Origin of the sequence: Propioniciclava sp. MC1683, assembly GCF_014164675.1 — a bacterium.
Lineage (GTDB): Bacteria > Actinomycetota > Actinomycetes > Propionibacteriales > Propionibacteriaceae > Propioniciclava.
Genome location: NZ_JACJFX010000037.1, coordinates 1 through 19,556, shown reverse-complemented (window position 1 = coordinate 19,556; position 19,556 = coordinate 1). Strand labels below are relative to the sequence as shown.

The window sequence follows — 19,556 nt, the reverse complement described above, 5'->3', positions numbered from 1 at the left end:
CCCCGTTCACCCGCGGCTACTTGTGGACGTCGGCGCGGTGCTCGATGGCAACGATGACCACCTGCTCGTCGTCGATCCGGTAGAGGATGCGGTAGTCACCTCGCCGGGCCGAGTGGAGCCCTTCCAACTCGAACCGCAATGGCTTGCCCACCCGGTGAGGATTCTCGGCCAGCGGGCCGTAGACAAACTCCACCGCGGCGGTTGCCACCTTCTCGGGCCATCGCTCGAGCACACACCTGGATGTGCGCGTCCAACCGATGTCGTAGGCGTCGCTCATCGGCGCAAGGACGCCAAGATCTCGTCCTTGCCAAGCACCTGGGCGGGTTCGCGGTTGAGCTCGACGAGGCTGTCCCGAATCTGGCCCAGCAGCTTGGGGCGGCTCATGATGTCGAGCGTCTCCTCCAGCGAAGCCAGGTCGTCGGTGCTGATGACGACCGCGGCTGGGCGTCCATGCTTGGTGATGGTGACTCGGTCGTGCTCGCGCTCCACGCGGTCCACGACTTCGGACAGGCGGTTCTTGACATCCTTCAACGGCATGGTGGATTCCATCGACATGACCACAAGTGTAGCTACTTAAGACCGCCCCTCGGCCGTCACGCCTGCGCAAGGCCTTGGTCAGCGGCGCCGTCTACGACCGGGAGTTGAACGAGGTGGCCGTCGCACAGAATGGAGTCCTGGACGCCTTCACACGCAGGGCCAAACGGCGCTGAGTTGTCGCAACCTTCGCGGACCCGCCATGAGACTCCGTGGCCCGTCAACCCAAGCCCGGAAGAGCTGACTGAGAAGACGCACCCGGCCCGCCCTCGCGCGGAGGCGCTGGCTTCTTCGGTTCGACGCGCTCCTCCACCCAGGACCGACCCGTCGCCAGCGCAGACATCCGCTGGGCCAACTCGGCGTCCCGTTCCGCGGCGACGTGCTGGTAGCGCATCGCCATGTTGGGGGTGCTGTGCCCGATCCGGGCCTGCAACTCGGCCAGCGTCGCACCCAGCTGGGCTGCCATCGTCGCGCTCGTGTGACGCAGTCCGTGGGTCTTCAGACCCGGCATCTCGATGGCCGCCTTGCCCTTGTCGTGTGCCGTCCGCAGGACGCTGTCGTTCAGTGGGGACACGCCATCCCCCGCCGGGAAGAGCAGGGCATCGCGAGGGTGTGTCGGTTGGGCGTCCCGCCACACCTTCAACGCGGGCAGCAGGTGGGGCGGGATCGCCACCGACCGGACGCCGGCCGCGGTTTTGGGCGGGCCGATCAGCAGCCGCCCCTTGAGCCGGACCACGGCTTGGCGCACGTGGACGACGCCGGCGTCCAGGTCGAGGTCGCGGACCCGCAACCCGCGCACCTCCCCCGAACGCAACCCGCACCAGCCGGCCAACAGAAGCGGTACGCGGCGTGCCTCGGGGACGGCCAGGAGGTAGCGCTCCAGTTGGGCGACTGAAAGCACCTCGATCTCGATCGTCAGTCGCAGCACCTTGTCGTAAAGCGCCACCGTGGCGGGCCGCAGCTTGCGTCGCGCCACGACTGCCTTGGCGTACTCACCCAGCGTTTCCGGAGCCTGGGCCACCACCTTCTTGGGCACCCGCCAGTCGCCGCGGCTGATCGCGCGCTCCTGCTCGGCCAGCCACGCCTCGGCATCGATTCGGGCCACGAACGCCCCCGGTGCGCTGTGCCGGTTCAGGTCCGGGCCGGTGTAGCGGGCCCGGAACCGACCGCTGGGCAGCTTGGAGATCTCTCCGAAGACCCGCTTGGCCTGCGTCTTGCGTCGTGCCATCGCCGGCTCAGCCGAACGAGCGGGTGTCGCGCAGCATCGCGTCCACATCCTCAGGGCGGACGCGGATGATGCGGCGTCCCGCCCGGTAGGCGGGCAGGTGGCCCGAGGCGATGCGCTTGCGCAGGGTCAGCGTGCTGATGCCCGTGCGCTCGGACGCCGTCCTGAGTGACTCGTATCGTTGGGGTGTCGTGGTCATGGGGGTCTCCCTCCTGACCCCTACGTCAACGGCAGAGAGTGCCTCGGCCACGTGACCCTCCACGCGATCGGCGTCCAAAGCCATTCCCCACGCGTGGGGAGGACGTGGGGAATGAAGTCCCGTTTTGGTCCGTTTCCGAGCACACCTGATCCTGGGCCCTGGAGGCGAAACCCCTAGTGAGCAAAGCAAAAGGCCAAGTCCCGAAAGACTTGGCCTTGAGTGCGCGAGAGAGGAGTTGAAGCTCTCTGCTATCCAGCGATAACGGCCCCCTGACAAGGAGTTTTGATGGGCCGTAGCCATTGCGTCACCTTGTCGTGGGGAATACGTGGGGAATCGCTACGAACCCGAGATCCGCGCGGATCTCGCGTCCATCGCTGCCCTTCAGCATAGGCGGCGTGCACCCCGGGATCACTGGCGAGCCAGCGGATACGGACGCGTGCAGGCACAGGTTCGGCTCCCTCCTGTGCGCCGTGATGCCCGGCAGGTCCGACACCGACCGCTCGCAGCAACCAGGAGGCGCGGGCACCGTTCCGCTTGAGGTCGGACGGCAAGCGCCGCGTCGAGGACGCAACGTTGTCGCATGGGCCAGGTGAGCAGAGATCGTCCATCGCGGTCGTCACGGTCAGCGGCCCACTGAGGGGACCAGCGCCGGCGAAGGCACGGTCGGCGGCTCCGGGGTGATGACCTGGCCGACGGAGACTGCCTCCCAGCGCGTGGGGTCGGTCTGAACTCGGATGTCACTCTCCAGAGCGTCGAGCGCGGTATCTGTGATGGTCGGAGCCGGCTGGGTGGTCTGCAGAATGAGGTCTGCGGCGCCAATGACACGCTGGCCTGTGCTGCGGAGGATGTCGGCGAGGTCACGCTGCTCGGTCACCGCGTTGAGGGCCCAACCGGCGACGTAGTTGAAGGTGTACTGGCCGGAGTCGAGCCCGTGGGCGCTGGTCACCATGTACGCGACCGATTCGGCTTCCACTTCGATGATCCCCCGGCAGTCGCGGCCCTGCTGGTCTGGGTGGAGGATTACGTGACCGGCTTCGTGTGCGAGGGTCTTGACGGCCTGGGCGTCGTCGACGTCGTCGCGGACCATGACGAGCCGCTGACCGAAGTCGGTGTAGCCGTTGGGCCCGCCGAGGTCCGCGCCGCGACGTACGTCGAATCCCCGTTCTTCGAGGAGGCCTTGGAGGCGATCCCACAGTCCGACGGGGGCTTGCCCGGTGAGGAGGGTCGCCTCGCCGATCTTGGGGTCGGGTAACGGCGGTCCCTCGGTCTGACGAATGTCGAACACCGTGACTGGTTTCGTCGCAACCACGTGGGTCCGGTGCAAGACGCGGCCCTGGTCGTCGCGCACAGGATGGCCGGCGTCGTCGAGGCGGGGCTCTCGGAGGATGATCGGGGCAAGGACCTTGATGCCGGATTCTCCGCGGCGAACCTGGCGCCCCATGGCCCTGAACGCCTGGTAGCCGGCGACGTGAGTGGCCTGCGGGTCCTGAAGCATGATCAGCAGCGAGTTCCCGAACAAGCCTTGCGAATTGCATCTGATGTAGCACTCAGGCGTTTCAGTATGCGGCTGCAAGCGTCGGGTTGACTCTAGCTGACGGATTGATCCGGATCGTCGGTGGTTCATGAAAGCCCTTGTCCCCAGGCTCTACGGATTCGTTGATTGCATCTGATGAGTGATACGGTCATGTGTTTGTGAGGGCTGCGGAGGGGAATGTGCGTGCCACCGTCGGCTCGTCGAGGGTGCCGGGATCGGCTGAATCGCTGCTGGCAGGTGGGGTGTCCCTGCTGGCGCCGGAAGAGACGGTCTTCACGTCGATGCTCGACGGTTGGGAGGTACAGCAGCGTTCCCGGATGCTGGTGGCCAGCACGATCAAGCAGCGGGCGTTCGCTGTCCGCCGGTTCCACCGGTTCACCGGCGAGTACCCGTGGGCCTGGACGCCCAGCGATGTCGAGGAATGGACCTCCGAGCTCGTGGGGGCGGGGTGTCGCATTCGTCGGTTCGCTACTACCAGATGGCGGTGTCGTTGTTCTGCGGCTACGTCACCGACCCTCGTTACCGCTGGGCAGAGGTCTGCGAACAGCGGTTCGGGTCGCACCCGGTGCAGGTCTTCCACGAGTGGAACACCGTGGTCCACCGCAGCGAGTACGAGGGCCGTCCCGGGAACCGGCCCTTCACCCGCGACGAGCTGCAGACGTTCTTCGACTATTGCGACCAGCGGGTCGCCACGGTCGCCGCCGGTGGCCGGAAGGGCTGGTTGGCCGCCTACCGGGACGCGACCCTGTTCAAGGTGATCTACGCCTGGGGACTCCGGCGCCGGGAAGCGGCCATGCTGGAAACCGTGGACTGGTCGGCCAATTCCACCGCAGCCCGGTTCGGCCGTTACGGCGCCTTGAGCGTCCGGTACGGCAAGGCCCTGAAGGGCTCCCCGCCGCGGCGACGCACAGTGCTCACCACGATGGGCTGGGCCGCCGAAGCCGTCGCCGAATGGGTCGAAGAGATCCGGCCGGCGTACGGCACGTCCGGGATCGGGATGTGGCCCACCGAACGACAGGCGCGGATATCGACCGACGCCCTGTCGCAACGCTTCCAGGCCTACCGGGAGGCCGCCGGCCTGGATCCGATGCTGGGCCCGCACTGCCTGCGACACTCCTACGCCAGCCACCTGCTTGAGGACGGCTACGACCACCTGTTCGTGCAACAACAACTCGGCCACGCCTGGGGATCGACCACCGCGATCTACACCAGCGTCGGCGCCGACTACAAGAACCAGGCGCTGCAACGCGCCCTGTCCCGAGCCCACCAGCAGCCCCGACAACCCGTGGAGGACTCCGATGCCCCGAGCCCGTAAGCCCGCCCTCGGATACCGCTGGCACCTGCGCCGGCTGATGGCCGACGCCGGCCTGTACGCCACCACCGAGCTCACACCGCTGCTGGCCGAGCGCGGCATCGTGCTGTCCCAAGCCCAGGTGTACCGGCTGGTCACCGGCACCCCCGAGCGGCTCAGCCTGCGCACCCTCGTCGCGTTGTGCGACATCCTCGGCTGCACCCCGAACCAGCTGATCGAACCCGTCGTGGAAACCAAGTCCCGCGCTACCGGCACCACCGGCCCGAGCCCCACCGCCGCCGCCAGGCAACGCACGCCACGACGGGCCGAGATCCGCCAGCCGTGACCGACCTGGGTTGCGAGATCTGCGGAGCCGCGAAAGAGCCCGGCAAACGGATCTGCGGGAACTGCTTCAAGGGCATCGGCCGGACCCGCGCCACCTGCCAGACCTGCGGCCAAGCCAACCGGTGGCTCGACCACGAACTGCGGTGCCGAAGATGTCGCGACAACAGCACCAGGCGGTGCGCCGACTGCCAAAGCACCAGCTCGGGGCTCTTCACTTGGAATGAGGTGCGGCTCTGCGCACCCTGTGCGCTGCGCCGCGAACTCGACCGCACCATCCCCGCCGAACCAGGCGGCGCGCTGGTCCGGCTGCGGCCGGTCATCCTCGCCGCCGAGCCCGTGACCACACGACGCTGGCTCCGCCGCGCCCACGACCTGCTCACCGGACTCGACCAGGAACACATCTCCCTGGACCACACCACACTCGACGGGCTCCCCCACCCCAAGTCCGTCGAACACCTCCGCGCGCTGCTGATCGCCACCGACATCCTGCCGGCCGACCCCGCCGGGCCGATACGCCGCCTCCAGACCCGCCTGGAACACCTCCCTGCCGGCCTCGAGCAGACCGATCGCCGAGTCGTCAGCAGGTGGGTCCGCTGGCAAGTCCTGCCCCCACTGCGGCAGCAAGCCGAGCAAGCCCGTCAGCTCGGCACGTCGGTCGCCAACGCCCGCCGTCGTGTCGAACAGACCGTCGCCTTCCTGACCGTCCTGCAAGACCAAGGGCGGTCCCTCGCCGAGACAACCCAGGACGACATCGACCAGTGGTTCGCACGTCCAGGTGCCGCGCGTTGGAACGCACGGCCCTTCCTGGCCTGGTCCCAGCAGCACCGCCACCTGCCGGCCCAGCTGGAACTGCCAGCCCAACGACACGGCAACCCCACGGCGCCGGCTGATCCTGAACACCGCTGGACTATCGCCGCCAGGCTGGGCAGCGACGATCAACTCGACCCCGCCGACCGCGTCGCCGGCCTCCTCGTCGTGCTCTACGCCCAACCACTCAGCCGGATCGCCACCCTCACCCGCGACGACGTCCTGATCCTCGAGGACCGCGTCCACCTCCAACTCGGACCCGACCCGCTCGAACTGACCGAACCCCTCGCCAGCCTGATCCGGACCCTGCCGCTCGCACGACGCCGCAGCACCGCCCAACAACTGCCCAACCACTGGCTCTTCCCCGGAGGGCACGCCGGGAAACACATCGAAGCGACCACCCTCGGCGCACGCCTGAAGCGCATCGGCATCGAACCCCGCCGCATGCGCCTGGCCGCCGCCGAACAACTCAGCCGTGACGTACCCCCCGCGATGCTCGCCGGCATCCTCGGGCTCCGCATCGCCACCGTCGCCCAGCACGTCAGCCGATCCGGAGGCAACTGGGCCAACTACGCCGCCACTCGACAACCCTGAACGCGAGCATTCACGGACTTCGAATATGCCTGACCTGCCAGTGGAGTAGCGATGGAACTGGCTGGAGAACTTCAGCCATGCCTGCCAGGCCTGCGGGTCGTTGAGGGCGAGGATGCCGTCACTGAGCTGGGTGTGAAGCTTGTCGAGCGTCTCCTGCCGGGCCTCCGCAGCAGCGGCCCGCTCTGCCTCGCTCGCAGGCCTGCGGTACCCGGCCATCAGCCGCGGCCTTCCCGCAGGGCCGCGACGTGGTCGAGAATCTCCTCGATCGCTTCACGGTGTGCGCCGGCGTCGGCCAACTGCCTGGCTCGGACGAGGAGGTCTTCGATCATGAGCGGGACATCGGGGAGTGGGAGCACGGGTTCGGTCACGGCCGGTACCCCCTGTCAGTGGTCCGTGCGTCGTGCTGCTGCGCGGGTTCCTCGGCGGCCGCGAACGGGACCGGCGCCACGTCCTCCCACTCGCCCATCGCCTCGGGCCTCTGCTTTGGCGGCACGATCCGTCCGTGCGGGTCGCGTACCTGGACGGGGTCGACGTACAGGTCGAGGTCACCGCCCCGGCGTTCGATGGCGGCCTCGATGAGCAGCGCCCGTGCGTAGGCGGTGTTCGCTGCGGCCCTGTGCGTCACGCTGAGGACATCACCTCGCGCTTCGGGAGTCAGGAGCTCGCGGTAGGCGTCGCTGGTCTGGTGATAGTCGCGGGCCACGTCGTCGAACGACTTGCCGGAGTCGTCGTAGCGGACGCCGTGCTCCTCGGCCCACTGGAGCCACAACCCGGTTCGGGTGACGAGGCGATCTGCGTCGTGGTTCATGTCGCTCTCCTTCGCCAAGCTCGCGACCTGCCACCCCGCATAACGAGACGCCGCGCCCTCTCGTGGACACAGCCCTTGACTCACCGCCGCCGAGATCGTTCACCGTGATTCCGGACCGGCCCGCCGCGCCAATGCTTCAACGAGCAAACGCCTTGCCGCGGCAGTGGGAACCTTCAGGCCCCCGACGCGTAGCCAGAGTCGGACGTCGCGGACGTGTGGGCGACGAACACCGCGAGGCGGACGCCTGCGTCCTGGCCGCCGACCCCCGCGCCGCCCGCGCGCTGATCGACGCACTCCCGGACGCCGATGCCTCCTGGCGGGCGTCCGTCGCCGCCACCCGCAACGCACCCCCGTTCGTGGTCGTCCGGCTGTGGCTGGAGAAGCCGGTGGACGCCGACCGTCCGGCCTTCCTCGGCACGAGCGGCTACGGCCCCCTCGACAACGTGTCGGTGCTGGAGCGTTTCGAGGCCGGCGCCGCGGACTGGGCCCGGAGCAACGGCGGCTCGGTGGTCGAGCTGCACGCCTACGCCTGCGACCCGGCGGTCGCGTCCGACCCCGGCGCCGCGGACGCCGTGGCCGCCACGCTGGAGGACGAACTGCACCGGGTGTTCCCCGAGACGCGCAGCATCCCGGTCCTGCACCGCGAGGTGCTGACCCGGGACGACTGCACCCTCATCACGCCCGAACCTTGGCAGGCGCGCCCCGGCGTCCGGACGCCGTCGCCCCGGCTGGTGCTCGCCGGCGACTGGGTCCGGTGCGAGCACCCGGTGGCGTTGATGGAGCGCGCCGCCACGACGGGGTTCCTGGCCGCCAACGAACTGCTGGGCGGCTGGGGCGTGCGGGGCCAGGACGTCTGGACCGTGCCGGTGCGTGGCCTGCTGGCCCGCTGAGGGTCAGGCGGCCGCGCCGGCTCGTCCGAAGTCGACGTGCGGGACGCCGAGCGCGACCGAGCGCAGCATGACGGCGAGCTTCTCGGCGTCCGGGACGCGCAGGCGCCCGGAGAACACGTCGTAGTCGGCGGCCTCGATCCGGTCGAGGATCCGGCTGTAGAGCACCAGCGCCGTCCCGACGCAGCGCCGCGAGGCCGGCGGGAGCAGCGCCAGGCCCTCCTGGCCCTGGGCGTAGAGCTCCCGCGCGCGGGCGACCTGCTCGGCCATCATGGCTCGCCACTCGGGCGTGACGGTCCGGAGCCAGGGGTCGGCGCCGTGACGCGCGAGGTCCTCCTGGGGCAGGTAGACCCGCCCGCGGTCGAGGTCCTCGGCGACGTCGCGCAGGAAGTTGGTGAGCTGGAACGCGTTGCCCAGCGCCCGGGCCGACTCCTTCGCCTCGGGCGAGTAGGGCTCCAGAACCGGGAGCATCATCTCCCCGATCACGGCCGCGGAGCCTTCCATGTACCCGTCCCGCAGCTCCTCCCAGGTCGACCAGGCGTCACGATCCAGGTCGGACGCCATGGCGTCGAAGAAGCGCTCGAAGCACTCCGGGTCGGTGCCGCGCCGGCGGATGCTGTCGACGATGGCGGCCATGACGGGCTCGTCCGATCCTGCCTCCAGCGCCCGGAAGAACATCGCCCGGAACGCGGCCAGCCGCTCCCGCGGCGTCCCACCCTGGGGCACCGCCAGGTCGACGCGGTCCGGCTCGTCGACGATGTCGTCGGCGAGCCGGCACAGGGCGTACACGGTGAACACGTCGCGGCGCTGGGCGGGGGGCAGCAGGCGGGCACCCCAGTAGTAGGTGGTGCCGTACTGCCGGGTCAGTTCCGCGCAGCGCCGGTACCCGGCGGCCAGGTCGGTCATCGGGCCATCTCCTGGACGCGCTGGGCGGCGAGCTTTCCCGAGATCAGCACCATGGGGATGCCGACGCCCGGCGTCGTGCCGGAGCCGGCGAAGAACAGGCCCGGCACCCGCTTGTCCACGTTGCGGGGCCGGAAGGGCCCCGACTGCATCAGCGTGTGGGCCAGTGCGAACGGCGTGCCGGCCGCCATGCCCTGGGCCTGCCAGTCGGCCGGCGTCACGAGCTCCTCGGCGACGATGTCGGTGGGATACCCGAACGAGTCGAGGAACGTGAGCATCCGGTCGCGCAGCCGGGGGCCCTCGCGGGTCCAGTCGAGGCGTCCGACATGGAGGTTCGGCACCGGCTCGAGCGAGTACAGCGTGTGCGCGCCCTCCGGGGCGACCTCCGGCGCGTTCACGGACGGGACGGCGACGTACCGAGAGGGGTCCCGCATGGGGATGCCGGTTTCCATCAAGTCGGTGAACGCCTGCGACCAGGCTTTCCCGAAGTGGATGTTGTGGTGGCCGGTCCCCTCGGGCAGCTCGCCCTTGACGCCGAGGTGCCACACCAAGGCACTCGGAGAGTACTGGCCGCGGCGGGCCACCCGGGGCGCGGTCACGCCGGGCAGGAACCGCTCGTAGGCCACCGGCAGGTCGGCGGTCACCACGACTGCGTCCGCCGCCAGGCGCTCGCCGCCCTCCAGCACCACGCCCGAGGCCGCACCCCCGGGCGCACGTGAGACGCGGTCGACCGAGGAGTCGTAGCGGATCTCCACCCCGGCGTCCTGGGCCGCCCGGGCCATCGCGACCGGTACGGCGTGCATGCCGCCCTCGGGGAACCAGACGCCCTCGATGGAGTCCATGTAGGTGATGACCGCGTACAGCGCCAGCGCCTGCTCGGGAGCGAGACCGGCGTACATGGCCTGGAAGCTGAAGACGCGGTGCAGGCGCTCGTCGGAGAACCTGCGTGCGACCTCGGGTCCGAGACGCTTGAAGCCCCCCAGGCGCAGCAGGTCCAAGGCGGCGGTGGGCGAGCGGAACAGGCCCAGCGGGGAGTTGAAGTTGGCGTCGATGAAGTGGGGCAACTCGACGTCGTTGAGGCGGCGCAGCCAGACCACGAAGTCGTCGAACGCGCGGGCGTCCTTCGGGCCGCTCTCCACCTCGATGACCTCGCGCATCCTCTCGTAGCCGGGGCGGACGAGCAGGCGCGACCCGTCGGCGAAGAAGGCGTGGTACGCCGGGTCGAGCAGCTTCAGGGTGACGTAGTCGCCCACGGTGCGGCCGACGGCCCGGAACGCCTCCTCCAGCAGGGGGACCATCGTGAAGACGACGGGGCCGGTGTCGAAGCGGAACCCGTCGCGCTCGAGGATGCCGTTGCGCCCGCCGGGGAACGACTCGCGCTCCACGATCGTGACGCGATGGCCCGCGCCGGCGAGGTGCAGGGCGGCGGCGAGACCGGACAACCCCGCGCCGACGACGATGACGTGGTCGCCGCGGCGCGCCGCGGCGCTCACGCCATCCGCCAGGCGACGGTGCGGGCGGCCTCGCTGAGTCCGGTGACCCCAGGCTTGGCGAGCGGCGCCCGTTCGAGGCAGGCCAGCCCCTGGCTGACCTCGTCGGCGATCAGCTGTTCGAGCATCGCGTCGACACCGGACGCGCGGAGCGCCTCGGCGAGCGCGGGGACGTCGTCGCGCCGGAAGTCCGGCGTTCCGACCCGTGCCAGAAGGTCGGCGGCATCGCCCGTCAGGTGCTCGCGGGCCAGCGACAGCAGCACGGTCGCCTTGCCCTCGTACAGGTCGTCGCTGTCGGGCTTGCCCGTACGGGAGGGGTCGCCCCAGACGCCGAGGTGGTCGTCGCGGAGCGCGAAGGCCATGCCGAGGTGGTCGCCGCATGCCATGAGGGCGTCGACGACGTGCTGCGGGGCCCGAGCGGCCGCGGCCCCCAGTTGCAGGGGCCGGGTCACCGTGTAGCGCCCGGACTTGGTGCGGGCGACGTGTTCGGCGTGTCGACGGTCGGGGCGTCCGGCGGCCGCGCCCGTCAGGTCGGCGCGCTGTCCGGCGATCAGTTCCACCGAGAGCTCGTGCCAGGCGGCGCGCATCGCGGGGGGCAGCCCGTCCACCAGCCCGTCGGCGAGGGTGTGGGCCAGGTCACCGAGCAGGATCGCCAGGTTGCGGCCGAACACCACTCCATCGCCGTGCGCCCCGGCCTGCTCGTGCCAGCGGGTCGCCTCGACGTGCGCCGAGGGGCGCCCCCGCCGCTGGTCGGACTCGTCCATGACGTCGTCGTGGACGAGGGCGAACAGGTGGAGCAGTTCCACCGCCGCTGCGGCCCGGACCATGTGCTGGTACCCGGCCTCCCCGTGGAGGCCGCCGGCGGCGATGAAGCCCCAGTACGCCATGGTGGTGCGGACGCGCTTGCCGCGCCCGACCAGCAGGCCGCGCAGCCACCCGGGCAGGTCCTCGGGCAGCACGTCGACGCCGAGGCCGGCGGAGAACTCCTGCCAGTCGGCGGCCAGCGCCGTCAACTCCTCCTCCAGCAGCGCGTCGACGTCGCGGCGCACCGCGTCCGGGTCGGGCCCCGGCTGGCGCCCGGGTGTCACGCCGGACGCCAGCGCCGCCACCAGCTGCGGCACCTGGAGGGCCGCCCAGGGGCTGTACACCCGGGGTGTCGCGGCGATGGCGGTGGCCAGGCCCTCCCAGGGCACCCAGGCCCAGTCGGCCACCTCAGCCGGGTCCGGACGCGGGTCCTCATCGGCGACGAACCCGGCGAACACGGGGCACATCTCGTTCTCGACGATGCCCGAGGCGTCCGTGGCCCGGTAGCGGAAGTCGGGCAGCACCGGGATGAGCGGCCCCACCACCAGACCCAGCTCCTCGCGGATCCGGCGCCGGGCGGCGTCCTCGATGTCCTCGCCGGGGCGCGGGTGGCCGCACGCCGAGTTCGTCCAGACGCCCGGCCAGGTCGTCTTGCCGAGCGCGCGCCGGGTCACGAGCACCTCCCCGCGGGCGTTGAACAGGTAGGTGGAGAAGGCGAGGTGGAGCGGCGTGGCGTCCGTGTGCACGCGCAGGCGGTCTGCGCGCCCCACCGGGTGCCCCTGCTCGTCGAGCAGTACGACGTCGTCGCCGACGGGTGAAGCGGTTACCTCGTAGCGAGGAAGGTTGGCATGGATCGACATGTATCCGTCCAATGTTTGTCGAAGGTGTGTCCGAAACGGTAGCCGGGAGGGCCCACCTGCGCAAGACATATTGTCCAATGTTTGTATAAGCTCTGCGCGTCACCTCGCGCGAAGGGAGGAGCTCTTGTACACGGTCAGCCAGGCGGAGGCCCTCACCGGTATCCCCAGCACGACACTGCGTGCCTGGGAGCGGCGGTACGGCATCATCGCGCCGCGGCGCACCGAGGGCGGCTACCGGCTGTACGACGCCGCGCAGATCGCGATGCTCCGCGAGATGGCCGCGCGCGTCCGGGGCGGGATGCGGCCGGCCCAGGCCGCCGCGAGCCTGGCCGACTACCGGCCGCCCGAGCCCGCGCGGGCGGCCCCGCTGGACGCCGGCACCCCCGACCTCGTCGCGGCCGCGGCGTCCCTCGACCCCGCTGCGCTGCGCGAGACGATCGACGCGGCGTTCGGCGCGGCGCCCTTCGAGGAGGTCGTCACGAGGTGGCTCCTCCCACAACTGCGGCTGCTCGGGGAGGCGTGGGAGTCCGGCCGACTGACGGTGGCGCAGGAACACTTCGCCTCCGAAGGGCTGATGGCCGTCGTGGCGGCCGCCTTCCGCAACGCGTCCGGGGAATCCCGCGGACCGACCGTCCTCGTCGGGCTGCCCGCCGGGGCACGCCACCAGCTGGCCCTCCTGGCGTTCGCCACCTGCCTGCGCCGGCTCGGGCCGAACGTGCTCTACCTGGGCGCGGACCTGCCCACGGAGGACTGGGTGACGACGGCGCGCGGCCAGCGTGCGCGGGCGGTCGTGCTGGGGGTGTACTCCCCCGCGGACGCCGCGGCCGCCACCCTCGTGGTGGACGCCATGGCCGAGTCGTCCGTCACGGTGTGGGTGGGGGGTACGTCGGGCGCCCTCGTCCGGGGGGCGACCTCGCTGCCCGACGACATCCCGGATGCCGCCCGCCAGCTGAACCGGAGCCTGCTGACCGGACGCGCCTGACGCGGGTCAGCCGCGGTCCACCGGCGTGCGGGGGGAGGCCGGGGCCTGAGGCACGCCCCCGCCGGCCCGTCCCGTGGGGATCTCTCCGGTCAGCGCGACGTCCTGCGCTGGAACATGTCGTAGCCCTGGGCCGCCTCGTCAAGGGGCAGCCGGTGGGTGGCGAGGTGCTCGGTGTCGAAGTCGTCGGCGTCCGCCTCGATCATCTGCAGCAGTTCGTCGCTCCAGCGGCGGACGTTGGCCTGGCCCATGCGCAGCGTGAGCTGCTTGTCGAAGAGTTGCATCATGTTGATCGGGTCCACCGCCCCGCCGTAGACGCCCGCGATCGACACCGTCCCACCGCGGCGGACCGAGCCGAACGCGGCCCGGAGGGCGGACAGGCGATCCACCGCCGCGTTCTCAGCCAGCGGTACCGAGACCGGCTTGGGCAGGCGCGACACTACCCCGAGCACCCCCGCCACCACGGGGTCGCCGTGTGCCTCCATGCCGACGGCCTCGATGACGCGGTCCGCGCCGCGCCCGCCGGTCAGCTCGAGCACCGCTGCGGGGGTGTCGTCCGTGTCGCCGACCACCTCGATGCCCGCCTCGCGGGCCCGCTGGAGGCGCTCCGGCACCAGGTCGACCCCGATGACCCGTTCGGCGCCCTGCCGCAACGCGCAGCGGGCGGCCAGGTGACCCACCGGCCCGAGCCCGACGACAGCCACCGTGTCGCCCGGCGTGACGTCGGCGTAGCGCGCCGCCTGCCACGCCGTCGGGAGGATGTCGGAGAGGTACAGCCAGCGCTCGTCCGGGCCCCCCTGTGGCACGGGGATCAGCCCGTAGTCGGCGTGCGGCACCCGCACGTACTCGGCCTGGCCTCCGGGCACACCCCCGTACAGGGAGGTGTAGCCGAACAGCGCGGCTCCCTTGCCCTGCGCTCGGACCTGGGTCACCTCGCACTGCGACTGAAGCCCCCGCGCGCACATCCAGCAGGCGCCGCAGGCGATGTTGAAGGGGATGACAACGCGGTCGCCCGGACGCACCCGTGTCACCGCGCCCCCCGCCTCGACGACCGTCCCCATGGCCTCGTGGCCCAGGATGTCACCGCGTGTCAGGTAGGGCGCGAGCACCTCGTACAGGTGCAGGTCGGACCCGCAGATCGCAGTCGCGCTGACCTGCACGATGGCGTCGGTGTCTTCGGCGAGTGAAGGGTCGGGGACGTCCTGGGTCTCGACGCGGCGCGGCCCCTGCCAGGTGACGGCTCTCATGAGCAGCGTCTACCCCCACACCGCGACGCGCAAACCCGGACCCGGACGTGCGGGGGCCGTGGCGTCATCGACGCCACGGCCCCCGTGGGTAGGTCAGAAGACCGGCTTGCCGCCCGTGACACCCAGGACCGTCCCGGACACGTACGACGCCTCGGCCGGCGAGGCGAGGTAGACGAACGCGCCCGCCAGTTCGGACGGCTGCCCGGCCCGGCCCAGGGGCGTGTCCTCGCCGAACTTCGGCATGCTCTCCCCCTTCTTGGTCGCCGGCTGGAGCGGTGTCCAGACAGGCCCCGGGGCGACGGCGTTGACCCGGATGCCCTTCGGGCCGACCTCGGCAGCGAGGTTGACGGTGAAGTTGTTGATCGCCGCCTTGGTCGCGGCGTAGTCGATGAGGGCGGTGGAGGGGTCGTAAGCCTGGATCGAGCTCACGTTGATGATGCTCGCCCCCTCGCCCAGGTGCTCGAGTGCCTGTTGGGTCACCCAGAACAGGCCGTACAGGTTCGTGCGGAACACCCGGTCCATCTCCTCGGTCTCCAGGTCCGCCAGCCCGCTGTTGCGGCGTCCCCACTGGAAACCGGCATTGTTCACGAGCACGTCCAGGCCGCCCAGCTGCTCGGCCGCCTCGTCGACCACCTGTCGGCAGGTGGACTCGTCCTGCAGGTCGCCCGGCAGCAGGACGCACCGGCGCCCCGCCTCCTCGACCAGGCGCGCCACGTCCTCGGCGTCGGACTGCTCCTCGGACAGGTAGCTGAGGGCCACGTCGCACCCCTCACGGGCGAAGGCGATCGCGACCGCTCGGCCGATGCCCGAGTCACCTCCGGTGATGAGGGCCTTCAGGCCGACGAGTCGGTCGCGGCCCACCCACGTGTCCTCCCCGTGGTCGGGGACGGGGTTCATCGCGGTGGTGGAGCCGGGCGGTTGCTGCTCCTGCTCGGGGAACCCTCCGGCCTTGCTGACCTTGCTGGCTGCTGCTTCGCGCGTCGCGTTGAGATCGCTCATGCTGACCCCCTACCCGACGACGGAGCGTCTACACACCCACCGGTCGAGCCGCTCGGGCGAGGAGGGAAATCACAGCCGGCGAACGCGCCCTGTGCCCCGGCGGTATAGTGGAGCATCGCCCTGTGAGGAGGCACGTCATGCACCGCCGCTGGCCTGTCGTCGTGGTAATCCTGGCGCTCCTGACGGGATGCTCGCCCGCCGTCGGCCCCACGCCGGCACCGTCCACCAGCGCCTCGCCGGGGGCGTCCGTCGAACCCACGGTCTCCCCGGCACCCGCCACGCCATCCCCCACGGCCCCGACCGCCACACCGACGTCGGAGGCACCGTCGGGTCTGGTCTACTTCGTGGTCGACACCACACGAGGCTTCCGCCTGACCCGCGAGCCGCGTGCCGGGGCGTCCGACGCCCGGAGCGCGGTCGAGGCCATGATCGCCGGGCCGGACGACCCCGACTACAGCAGTTCGTGGCCGAAGGACACCCGCGTCCTGGGCGTCGACCAGCGCGACGGCGTGATCGCTGTCGACCTGTCGGGCGAGGCGCGGGACGCCAACGTGGGGGCCTCCGGGGAGGCCGCCATGGTGCAACAGCTGGTCTGGACCGTCACGGAGTCGGTCGATCCCTCGGCGTCCGTGCTGGCGACGATCGAGGGCGAGCCGGCGTCCTGGGGTCACCTGTCCTGGGACGAGCCCATCGCCCGCGAGGACCCGCTCGAGGTGCGACTGCTCGTGGGCATCGACTCCCCCGGCGAAGGGGAGACCGTGACATCACCCGTGCGGCTGTCCGGGGAGGCCAACGTGTTCGAGGCGACGCTGCCCTGGGTGGTGATGCGCATGGACGGCGCGAAGGTCCAGGAGGGTTTCGTCAACACCAGCGAGGGCCAGGTATTCGCTCCGTGGGAGCTCACGCTCACGCTCCCACCGGGCTCGTACGTGCTGGAGGTGCACGATTCCGACCCCTCGGGCGGGGAGTCGAACCGCCCGCCGGATCGGGACTCCCGTAACTTCACCGTCGGGTGAGTGCACGGAGGTCCCATATCCCTCCTCGTCCTGAACGACGCGACCGTCGAGGCGCCGGCTGCACCAACCTCCTGACTTGGCTGCGGGACCGCGGCCTGCTCGCCGGCACGCCCCCGCGGGACGCCGCCGCCGGGAGCCTCTGCCGCTGCACCGGCTACGCGGGCATCGCCCGCGCCTGCGACCGGCTCGCCGCCTCGTTCGACGCCTCACCCCTCGGGCTCGGGGACGCCACCCGCGCGGGCCTCGTCCCGGACGCCGTCGCGCGGGCCCGAAGGTGGCGCACCTGCCCGGACAGGCGTTGGTGGAGGCGCCGGCGCGCGTGCCCGCCCTCCTTGCGCAGCAGTCCCAACCCGCTGCCGGGGACCTGCTCCAGCAGGCCGCCGGCCGGGGCGTCGGTGAACGTGTAGCGGCGGTAGCCGAGGAAGAGGAAGTGGTCGTCGAGCAGCCACTCGAGAAGGGCCGCGGTCTCCCGTCGCTCCTGGCCCGACACCAGCTCCGGCCCCTGGGACAGCGCGCTCGCGATCTCGGCGACCCGGTCGGTCATCGCCTGCCAGTCGGCCCACCGCGGCCGCCACGTCGGCGAGCACGCCCTGCAGCAGGGCGACGAGCCGATCGGCAGCTTGCTGGTCGGCGAGGCGTCCGACCTCGAGGTGTACCCAGGACTCCGCGACGCCCTCGGCGTCCAGCCCCGTCATGGCCCCGTCCGGCTCCCGGGCCACCCGGAGCCGGGGGTGCACCAGGAGTCGGATCTCCTGGTCCTGGCGCCCGATGGCCTCGGTGAGGGAGTCGACGATGAACGGACGGTCGTCGCTGACCACCTGCACCACGGTGTTGCCGGTCGCCCAGCCGTGCGTCTCCACGGTGGGCGTGAACGACCGCACCAGTGTCTCCCCGGGCCGCCGCTGCTGCGCCAGCGCCCGGTGGCTCAGCACGATCCCGCGGAGGTCCTCGGGTTGGCGCTGCACGAGGTCCTCGGTGAGGACATGGCGGTAGTACAGGTCGAAGAACTCGGCCGTGACCCGAGAATCCGGCCCGAGGTCCGCGGCGGCCTCGGCGAGGACGGAACGACGGTGTTCCTCCAGCACGCTCATGATGTGCCTCTTCGCTCGGCGGGAGCCCAGGGCGGGCTGGCCCACCCGGAGCACGGTGGACAAAGCCAACCACGCCGTGGATTCCGACGGAAGGGGCAGGGACGCCGCGAGTCGAGCCGGCGTCCCGGCGGCAGGAGCGGTTGATACCAAGGTGGTAGCATGTGGCCATGGCCATGACGTTGCGACTGGGGCCCGAAGACGAGAAAGCCCTTGCCCTCCTCGCCGAGGCTGAGGGCGTGAGCAAGCAGGAGGCGACGGTGCGCGCAATTCGCGAGGCCGCCGCCCGCCACGTCCGCGAGGACAAGGCCCGTCGCCTGTCCGCGGCAGCCCGCGATCGCTACGCAGACCTGCTCGACCGCCTCGGCCAGTGATCGAGTACCTCACACTGGAGGACGTTCTGGCGCTCGTCGCCGATCTCGGCGTGGGGCCAATCCGGGACATCGGGCTGCTCGACTCAGCTGTTCACCGACCGCACGTGACGGTGTTCGGCCGTGACGCCTACCCCGATCTGGACGCCAAGGCCGCGGTTCTGCTCGAGTCGGTGGTGCGGAACCACGCGCTGGTGGATGGGGACAAGCGACTCGGATGGCTTGCTGTGGTCGTGTTCTACGGCCTCAACGATGTCATCTTGGAGGCACCCGATGACGACGCCTACGACCTGGTGATCGCGCTCGCGTCAGGAACGACGGACCACCCCGACGCCGCCGCCCAGCTTGCGAGCTGGCACTGACTGACTCGGGGCGGTCAAGCATTCCGGTTTGACACGCGCGGGGTGCAGTTGAGGATGCCTTGAGCGGCCGCGTGGTGTGTGCGCGGCATGAGCGAGCATACCGAAGTGGGATTCAGGTTGGCATGCTCGTTGCATGACCGTGCAGATCGCGATCCGTCTACCCGACGACATGGTGGCCTTCCTCGACAAGTCCGTAGCCGCCGGCAACGCCCCCAGCCGAGCTGCATTGGTGGCCCATGCCGTCGAGCGCGAGATGCGCCGCCAAGTCGCCGAGCAGGACGCCGCCATCCTTCGCGAGCAGGGCCCCTCGGACGACCTGGACGACCTGGTCGCGTGGTCGGTCGCCCAGGCGACGCTCGAGGACTGACCGGTGCGCGAGATCTGCTTGGTGCGCTTGGACAAGACACGGCCCGCGGTCGTCCTGACCCGCGAAGCCGCACGAGCGGCCATGACGAAGGTGACGATCGCGCCGATCACCGCCACCATCAAGGGCCTCTCCAGCGAGGTTCCCCTCGGACGGACCAACGGCCTCGATCACGACGGCGTGATCTCACTGGACAACGTCGTCACCGTTCCCAGCACGCTTCTCGGCCGCACCATCTGGTTTCTGACCTCCGCACAAGAGACCGAGCTCGCCCGGGCAATCGTCCTGGCCTACGACCTCGACATTCCGCTGCTCGATTGACGAACCCCACAAGGCACACCGCGGCACTCAACGCCTCCCGTCCCTGCGACAGCATGGAGCAGCCCAGACAACCCGGGGGCGCCTGCCCGGCCGCAGCTCGCGCGGCGGCAGAAGCGCGCGTTGGCTGGACCTATGTGGGAAGGCGACCGGCCACGTTGGCGAGGATCTCGCGGTAGCGCTCGGTCCCGAGCGCGCTCGGCTGGCCCCGCTTGCAGAACTGGAGCCCGGACAACTCTCGGTTGACCCGTTCCGGGACGATCTGACCGTCCACCAAATCCGCCTCCAACACCGCGAGTGCCTCCGCGAACTGGGCTGCGGGATGGAATCCGGACCGCTTGATATTCATGTTTCAGGCTGCCTTGTTGGTTTCGTACCAGTCCTGCTCTGCTTCGTTCGGGGTGCGATATTGAAGCGCGGAATGCAACCGTTTCTGATTGTAACGCAACTCGATGTAGCGTGCAATATCCCGGATAGCATGCCGCCGAGTCGGATACACGGTCCGATGAACCCGCTCCACTTTCAAGGTCG

At 70.5% G+C, this 19,556-nt stretch carries 24 protein-coding genes and 3 pseudogenes; 10 read left to right on the top strand and 17 right to left on the bottom strand.

Annotation, left to right across the window (positions count from 1 at the left end; genetic code table 11):
• Positions 1-16: 16 nt before the first annotated feature.
• The 5 genes from H5397_RS15130 to H5397_RS15110 all read right to left on the bottom strand — a co-directional run bounded on the left by H5397_RS15130 (position 17) and on the right by H5397_RS15110 (position 3,453).
• Positions 17-277, bottom strand: coding sequence for a type II toxin-antitoxin system RelE/ParE family toxin (locus tag H5397_RS15130; RefSeq protein WP_182818444.1), 261 nt, complete (start codon positions 275-277; stop codon positions 17-19).
• On the bottom strand, positions 274-555 hold the full coding sequence (locus H5397_RS15125; protein WP_220492329.1) for a type II toxin-antitoxin system Phd/YefM family antitoxin: 282 nt from the start codon (positions 553-555) through the stop codon (positions 274-276). The genes H5397_RS15130 and H5397_RS15125 overlap by 4 nt, the downstream gene beginning before the upstream one ends.
• A 199-nt stretch (positions 556-754) precedes the next feature.
• On the bottom strand, positions 755-1,762 hold the full coding sequence (locus H5397_RS15120) for a site-specific integrase (RefSeq protein WP_182818443.1): 1,008 nt from the start codon (positions 1,760-1,762) through the stop codon (positions 755-757).
• 7 nt (positions 1,763-1,769) lie between these two features.
• Entirely contained in the window at positions 1,770-1,958 is a 189-nt protein-coding gene (locus tag H5397_RS15115; RefSeq protein WP_182818441.1) for an AlpA family transcriptional regulator, read from the bottom strand.
• 622 nt (positions 1,959-2,580) lie between these two features.
• Positions 2,581-3,453 carry an ImmA/IrrE family metallo-endopeptidase gene (locus tag H5397_RS15110; protein ID WP_182818440.1) on the bottom strand — a complete coding sequence of 291 codons (873 nt, stop codon included), beginning with the start codon at positions 3,451-3,453 and terminating at the stop codon, positions 2,581-2,583.
• 517 nt (positions 3,454-3,970) lie between these two features.
• On the opposite strand from H5397_RS15110, the gene H5397_RS15105 reads away from it, so the two are divergent.
• Genes H5397_RS15105 through H5397_RS15095 form a run of 3 tightly spaced genes read left to right on the top strand, consistent with a single transcriptional unit; the run spans position 3,971 to position 6,529 of the window.
• Entirely contained in the window at positions 3,971-4,807 is an 837-nt protein-coding gene (locus tag H5397_RS15105; protein ID WP_220492328.1) for a tyrosine-type recombinase/integrase, read from the top strand.
• A complete protein-coding gene (locus H5397_RS15100; RefSeq protein ID WP_182818439.1) occupies positions 4,791-5,129 on the top strand; it encodes a helix-turn-helix transcriptional regulator in 339 nt (112 codons plus the stop codon). The genes H5397_RS15105 and H5397_RS15100 overlap by 17 nt, the downstream gene beginning before the upstream one ends.
• Positions 5,126-6,529 (top strand): hypothetical protein, encoded by a 1,404-nt coding sequence (locus H5397_RS15095; protein WP_182818437.1) that lies wholly within the window; start codon positions 5,126-5,128, stop codon positions 6,527-6,529. Before H5397_RS15100 ends, H5397_RS15095 begins: the two co-directional genes overlap by 4 nt.
• Before the next feature lie 215 nt (positions 6,530-6,744).
• Here the strand turns inward: H5397_RS15095 and H5397_RS15090 are convergent, their stop codons facing one another.
• Together H5397_RS15090 and H5397_RS15085 are read right to left on the bottom strand one after the other, a co-directional pair.
• Positions 6,745-6,897, bottom strand: a complete 153-nt coding sequence (locus H5397_RS15090) for a hypothetical protein (protein WP_182818436.1) — start codon at positions 6,895-6,897, stop codon at positions 6,745-6,747.
• Positions 6,894-7,337 (bottom strand): hypothetical protein, encoded by a 444-nt coding sequence (locus tag H5397_RS15085; protein ID WP_182818434.1) that lies wholly within the window; start codon positions 7,335-7,337, stop codon positions 6,894-6,896. Before H5397_RS15085 ends, H5397_RS15090 begins: the two co-directional genes overlap by 4 nt.
• Positions 7,338-7,552: 215 nt before the next feature.
• Between H5397_RS15085 and H5397_RS15080 the strand changes: the two genes are divergently transcribed.
• On the top strand, positions 7,553-8,227 hold the full coding sequence (locus tag H5397_RS15080; protein WP_220492327.1) for an FAD-dependent oxidoreductase: 675 nt from the start codon (positions 7,553-7,555) through the stop codon (positions 8,225-8,227).
• Positions 8,228-8,230: 3 nt separating this feature from the next.
• On the opposite strand, the gene H5397_RS15075 is transcribed toward H5397_RS15080, so the two are convergent.
• The 4 genes and pseudogenes from H5397_RS15075 to idi all read right to left on the bottom strand — a co-directional run.
• Positions 8,231-9,130, bottom strand: a complete 900-nt coding sequence (locus H5397_RS15075; protein WP_182818433.1) for a phytoene/squalene synthase family protein — start codon at positions 9,128-9,130, stop codon at positions 8,231-8,233.
• Positions 9,127-10,620: a phytoene desaturase family protein gene (gene crtI / locus H5397_RS15070; RefSeq protein ID WP_243760860.1), complete on the bottom strand. Its 1,494-nt coding sequence runs from the start codon at positions 10,618-10,620 to the stop codon at positions 9,127-9,129. Before crtI ends, H5397_RS15075 begins: the two co-directional genes overlap by 4 nt.
• Positions 10,617-11,522 (bottom strand): annotated as a pseudogene (locus tag H5397_RS18945) (polyprenyl synthetase family protein); the annotation flags it as partial. The gene crtI and the pseudogene H5397_RS18945, both read right to left, overlap by 4 nt.
• A 213-nt stretch (positions 11,523-11,735) precedes the next feature.
• Positions 11,736-12,281 (bottom strand): annotated as a pseudogene (gene idi / locus H5397_RS18940) (isopentenyl-diphosphate Delta-isomerase); the annotation flags it as partial.
• 124 nt (positions 12,282-12,405) lie between these two features.
• On the opposite strand from idi, the gene H5397_RS15060 reads away from it, so the two are divergent.
• The gene (locus tag H5397_RS15060; protein ID WP_182818430.1) at positions 12,406-13,263 is read left to right on the top strand and encodes a MerR family transcriptional regulator; all 858 of its coding nucleotides are present in this window, start codon (positions 12,406-12,408) and stop codon (positions 13,261-13,263) included.
• Between the two features lie 89 nt (positions 13,264-13,352).
• Here H5397_RS15060 and H5397_RS15055 read toward each other — a convergent pair whose 3' ends face one another.
• Complete coding sequence (locus tag H5397_RS15055; protein ID WP_182818429.1) at positions 13,353-14,507, bottom strand: zinc-dependent alcohol dehydrogenase; 1,155 nt, start codon at positions 14,505-14,507, stop codon at positions 13,353-13,355.
• Positions 14,508-14,600: 93 nt separating this feature from the next.
• The gene (locus tag H5397_RS15050) at positions 14,601-15,506 is read right to left on the bottom strand and encodes an SDR family oxidoreductase (protein WP_182818427.1); all 906 of its coding nucleotides are present in this window, start codon (positions 15,504-15,506) and stop codon (positions 14,601-14,603) included.
• 137 nt (positions 15,507-15,643) lie between these two features.
• On the opposite strand from H5397_RS15050, the gene H5397_RS15045 reads away from it, so the two are divergent.
• Positions 15,644-16,522, top strand: coding sequence for a GerMN domain-containing protein (locus tag H5397_RS15045; RefSeq protein ID WP_182818426.1), 879 nt, complete (start codon positions 15,644-15,646; stop codon positions 16,520-16,522).
• A gap of 154 nt (positions 16,523-16,676) precedes the next feature.
• Here the strand turns inward: H5397_RS15045 and H5397_RS15040 are convergent, their stop codons facing one another.
• On the bottom strand, positions 16,677-17,066 hold the full coding sequence (locus H5397_RS15040; RefSeq protein ID WP_182818425.1) for an NAD-glutamate dehydrogenase domain-containing protein: 390 nt from the start codon (positions 17,064-17,066) through the stop codon (positions 16,677-16,679).
• A gap of 70 nt (positions 17,067-17,136) precedes the next feature.
• A pseudogene (locus tag H5397_RS19205) lies at positions 17,137-17,613 on the bottom strand (hypothetical protein); the annotation flags it as partial.
• Positions 17,614-17,780: 167 nt separating this feature from the next.
• On the opposite strand from H5397_RS19205, the gene H5397_RS15030 reads away from it, so the two are divergent.
• From H5397_RS15030 to H5397_RS15015, 4 genes are all read left to right on the top strand, one after another.
• Complete coding sequence (locus tag H5397_RS15030) at positions 17,781-17,984, top strand: CopG family transcriptional regulator (RefSeq protein WP_182818424.1); 204 nt, start codon at positions 17,781-17,783, stop codon at positions 17,982-17,984.
• Positions 17,981-18,343 (top strand): type II toxin-antitoxin system death-on-curing family toxin, encoded by a 363-nt coding sequence (locus H5397_RS15025; RefSeq protein WP_182818423.1) that lies wholly within the window; start codon positions 17,981-17,983, stop codon positions 18,341-18,343. Before H5397_RS15030 ends, H5397_RS15025 begins: the two co-directional genes overlap by 4 nt.
• A gap of 133 nt (positions 18,344-18,476) precedes the next feature.
• Positions 18,477-18,710: a ribbon-helix-helix domain-containing protein gene (locus H5397_RS15020; protein WP_182818421.1), complete on the top strand. Its 234-nt coding sequence runs from the start codon at positions 18,477-18,479 to the stop codon at positions 18,708-18,710.
• Between the two features lie 3 nt (positions 18,711-18,713).
• Positions 18,714-19,028: a type II toxin-antitoxin system PemK/MazF family toxin gene (locus H5397_RS15015; protein ID WP_182818420.1), complete on the top strand. Its 315-nt coding sequence runs from the start codon at positions 18,714-18,716 to the stop codon at positions 19,026-19,028.
• Between the two features lie 130 nt (positions 19,029-19,158).
• Here the strand turns inward: H5397_RS15015 and H5397_RS15010 are convergent, their stop codons facing one another.
• Both H5397_RS15010 and H5397_RS15005 read right to left on the bottom strand, forming a co-directional pair.
• Positions 19,159-19,299, bottom strand: a complete 141-nt coding sequence (locus H5397_RS15010; RefSeq protein ID WP_220492326.1) for a hypothetical protein — start codon at positions 19,297-19,299, stop codon at positions 19,159-19,161.
• Between the two features lie 78 nt (positions 19,300-19,377).
• A complete protein-coding gene (locus H5397_RS15005) occupies positions 19,378-19,545 on the bottom strand; it encodes an IS3 family transposase (RefSeq protein ID WP_375539454.1) in 168 nt (55 codons plus the stop codon).
• Between the last annotated feature and the right edge of the window lie 11 nt (positions 19,546-19,556).

Bases quoted from the DNA above. Each gene is read 5' to 3' on its own strand.
- H5397_RS15130 (WP_182818444.1), bottom strand. From the start codon at position 277: ATGAGCGACGCCTACGACATCGGTTGGACGCGCACATCCAGGTGTGTG.
- H5397_RS15125 (WP_220492329.1), bottom strand. From the start codon at position 555: ATGTCGATGGAATCCACCATGCCGTTGAAGGATGTCAAGAACCGCCTG.
- H5397_RS15120 (WP_182818443.1), bottom strand. From the start codon at position 1,762: ATGGCACGACGCAAGACGCAGGCCAAGCGGGTCTTCGGAGAGATCTCC.
- H5397_RS15115 (WP_182818441.1), bottom strand. From the start codon at position 1,958: ATGACCACGACACCCCAACGATACGAGTCACTCAGGACGGCGTCCGAG.
- H5397_RS15110 (WP_182818440.1), bottom strand. From the start codon at position 3,453: ATGCTTCAGGACCCGCAGGCCACTCACGTCGCCGGCTACCAGGCGTTC.
- H5397_RS15105 (WP_220492328.1), top strand. From the start codon at position 3,971: ATGGCGGTGTCGTTGTTCTGCGGCTACGTCACCGACCCTCGTTACCGC.
- H5397_RS15100 (WP_182818439.1), top strand. From the start codon at position 4,791: ATGCCCCGAGCCCGTAAGCCCGCCCTCGGATACCGCTGGCACCTGCGC.
- H5397_RS15085 (WP_182818434.1), bottom strand. From the start codon at position 7,337: ATGAACCACGACGCAGATCGCCTCGTCACCCGAACCGGGTTGTGGCTC.
- H5397_RS15075 (WP_182818433.1), bottom strand. From the start codon at position 9,130: ATGACCGACCTGGCCGCCGGGTACCGGCGCTGCGCGGAACTGACCCGG.
- H5397_RS15055 (WP_182818429.1), bottom strand. From the start codon at position 14,507: ATGAGAGCCGTCACCTGGCAGGGGCCGCGCCGCGTCGAGACCCAGGAC.
- H5397_RS15050 (WP_182818427.1), bottom strand. From the start codon at position 15,506: ATGAGCGATCTCAACGCGACGCGCGAAGCAGCAGCCAGCAAGGTCAGC.
- H5397_RS15045 (WP_182818426.1), top strand. From the start codon at position 15,644: ATGCACCGCCGCTGGCCTGTCGTCGTGGTAATCCTGGCGCTCCTGACG.
- H5397_RS15040 (WP_182818425.1), bottom strand. From the start codon at position 17,066: ATGACCGACCGGGTCGCCGAGATCGCGAGCGCGCTGTCCCAGGGGCCG.
- H5397_RS15030 (WP_182818424.1), top strand. From the start codon at position 17,781: ATGGCCATGACGTTGCGACTGGGGCCCGAAGACGAGAAAGCCCTTGCC.
- H5397_RS15020 (WP_182818421.1), top strand. From the start codon at position 18,477: ATGACCGTGCAGATCGCGATCCGTCTACCCGACGACATGGTGGCCTTC.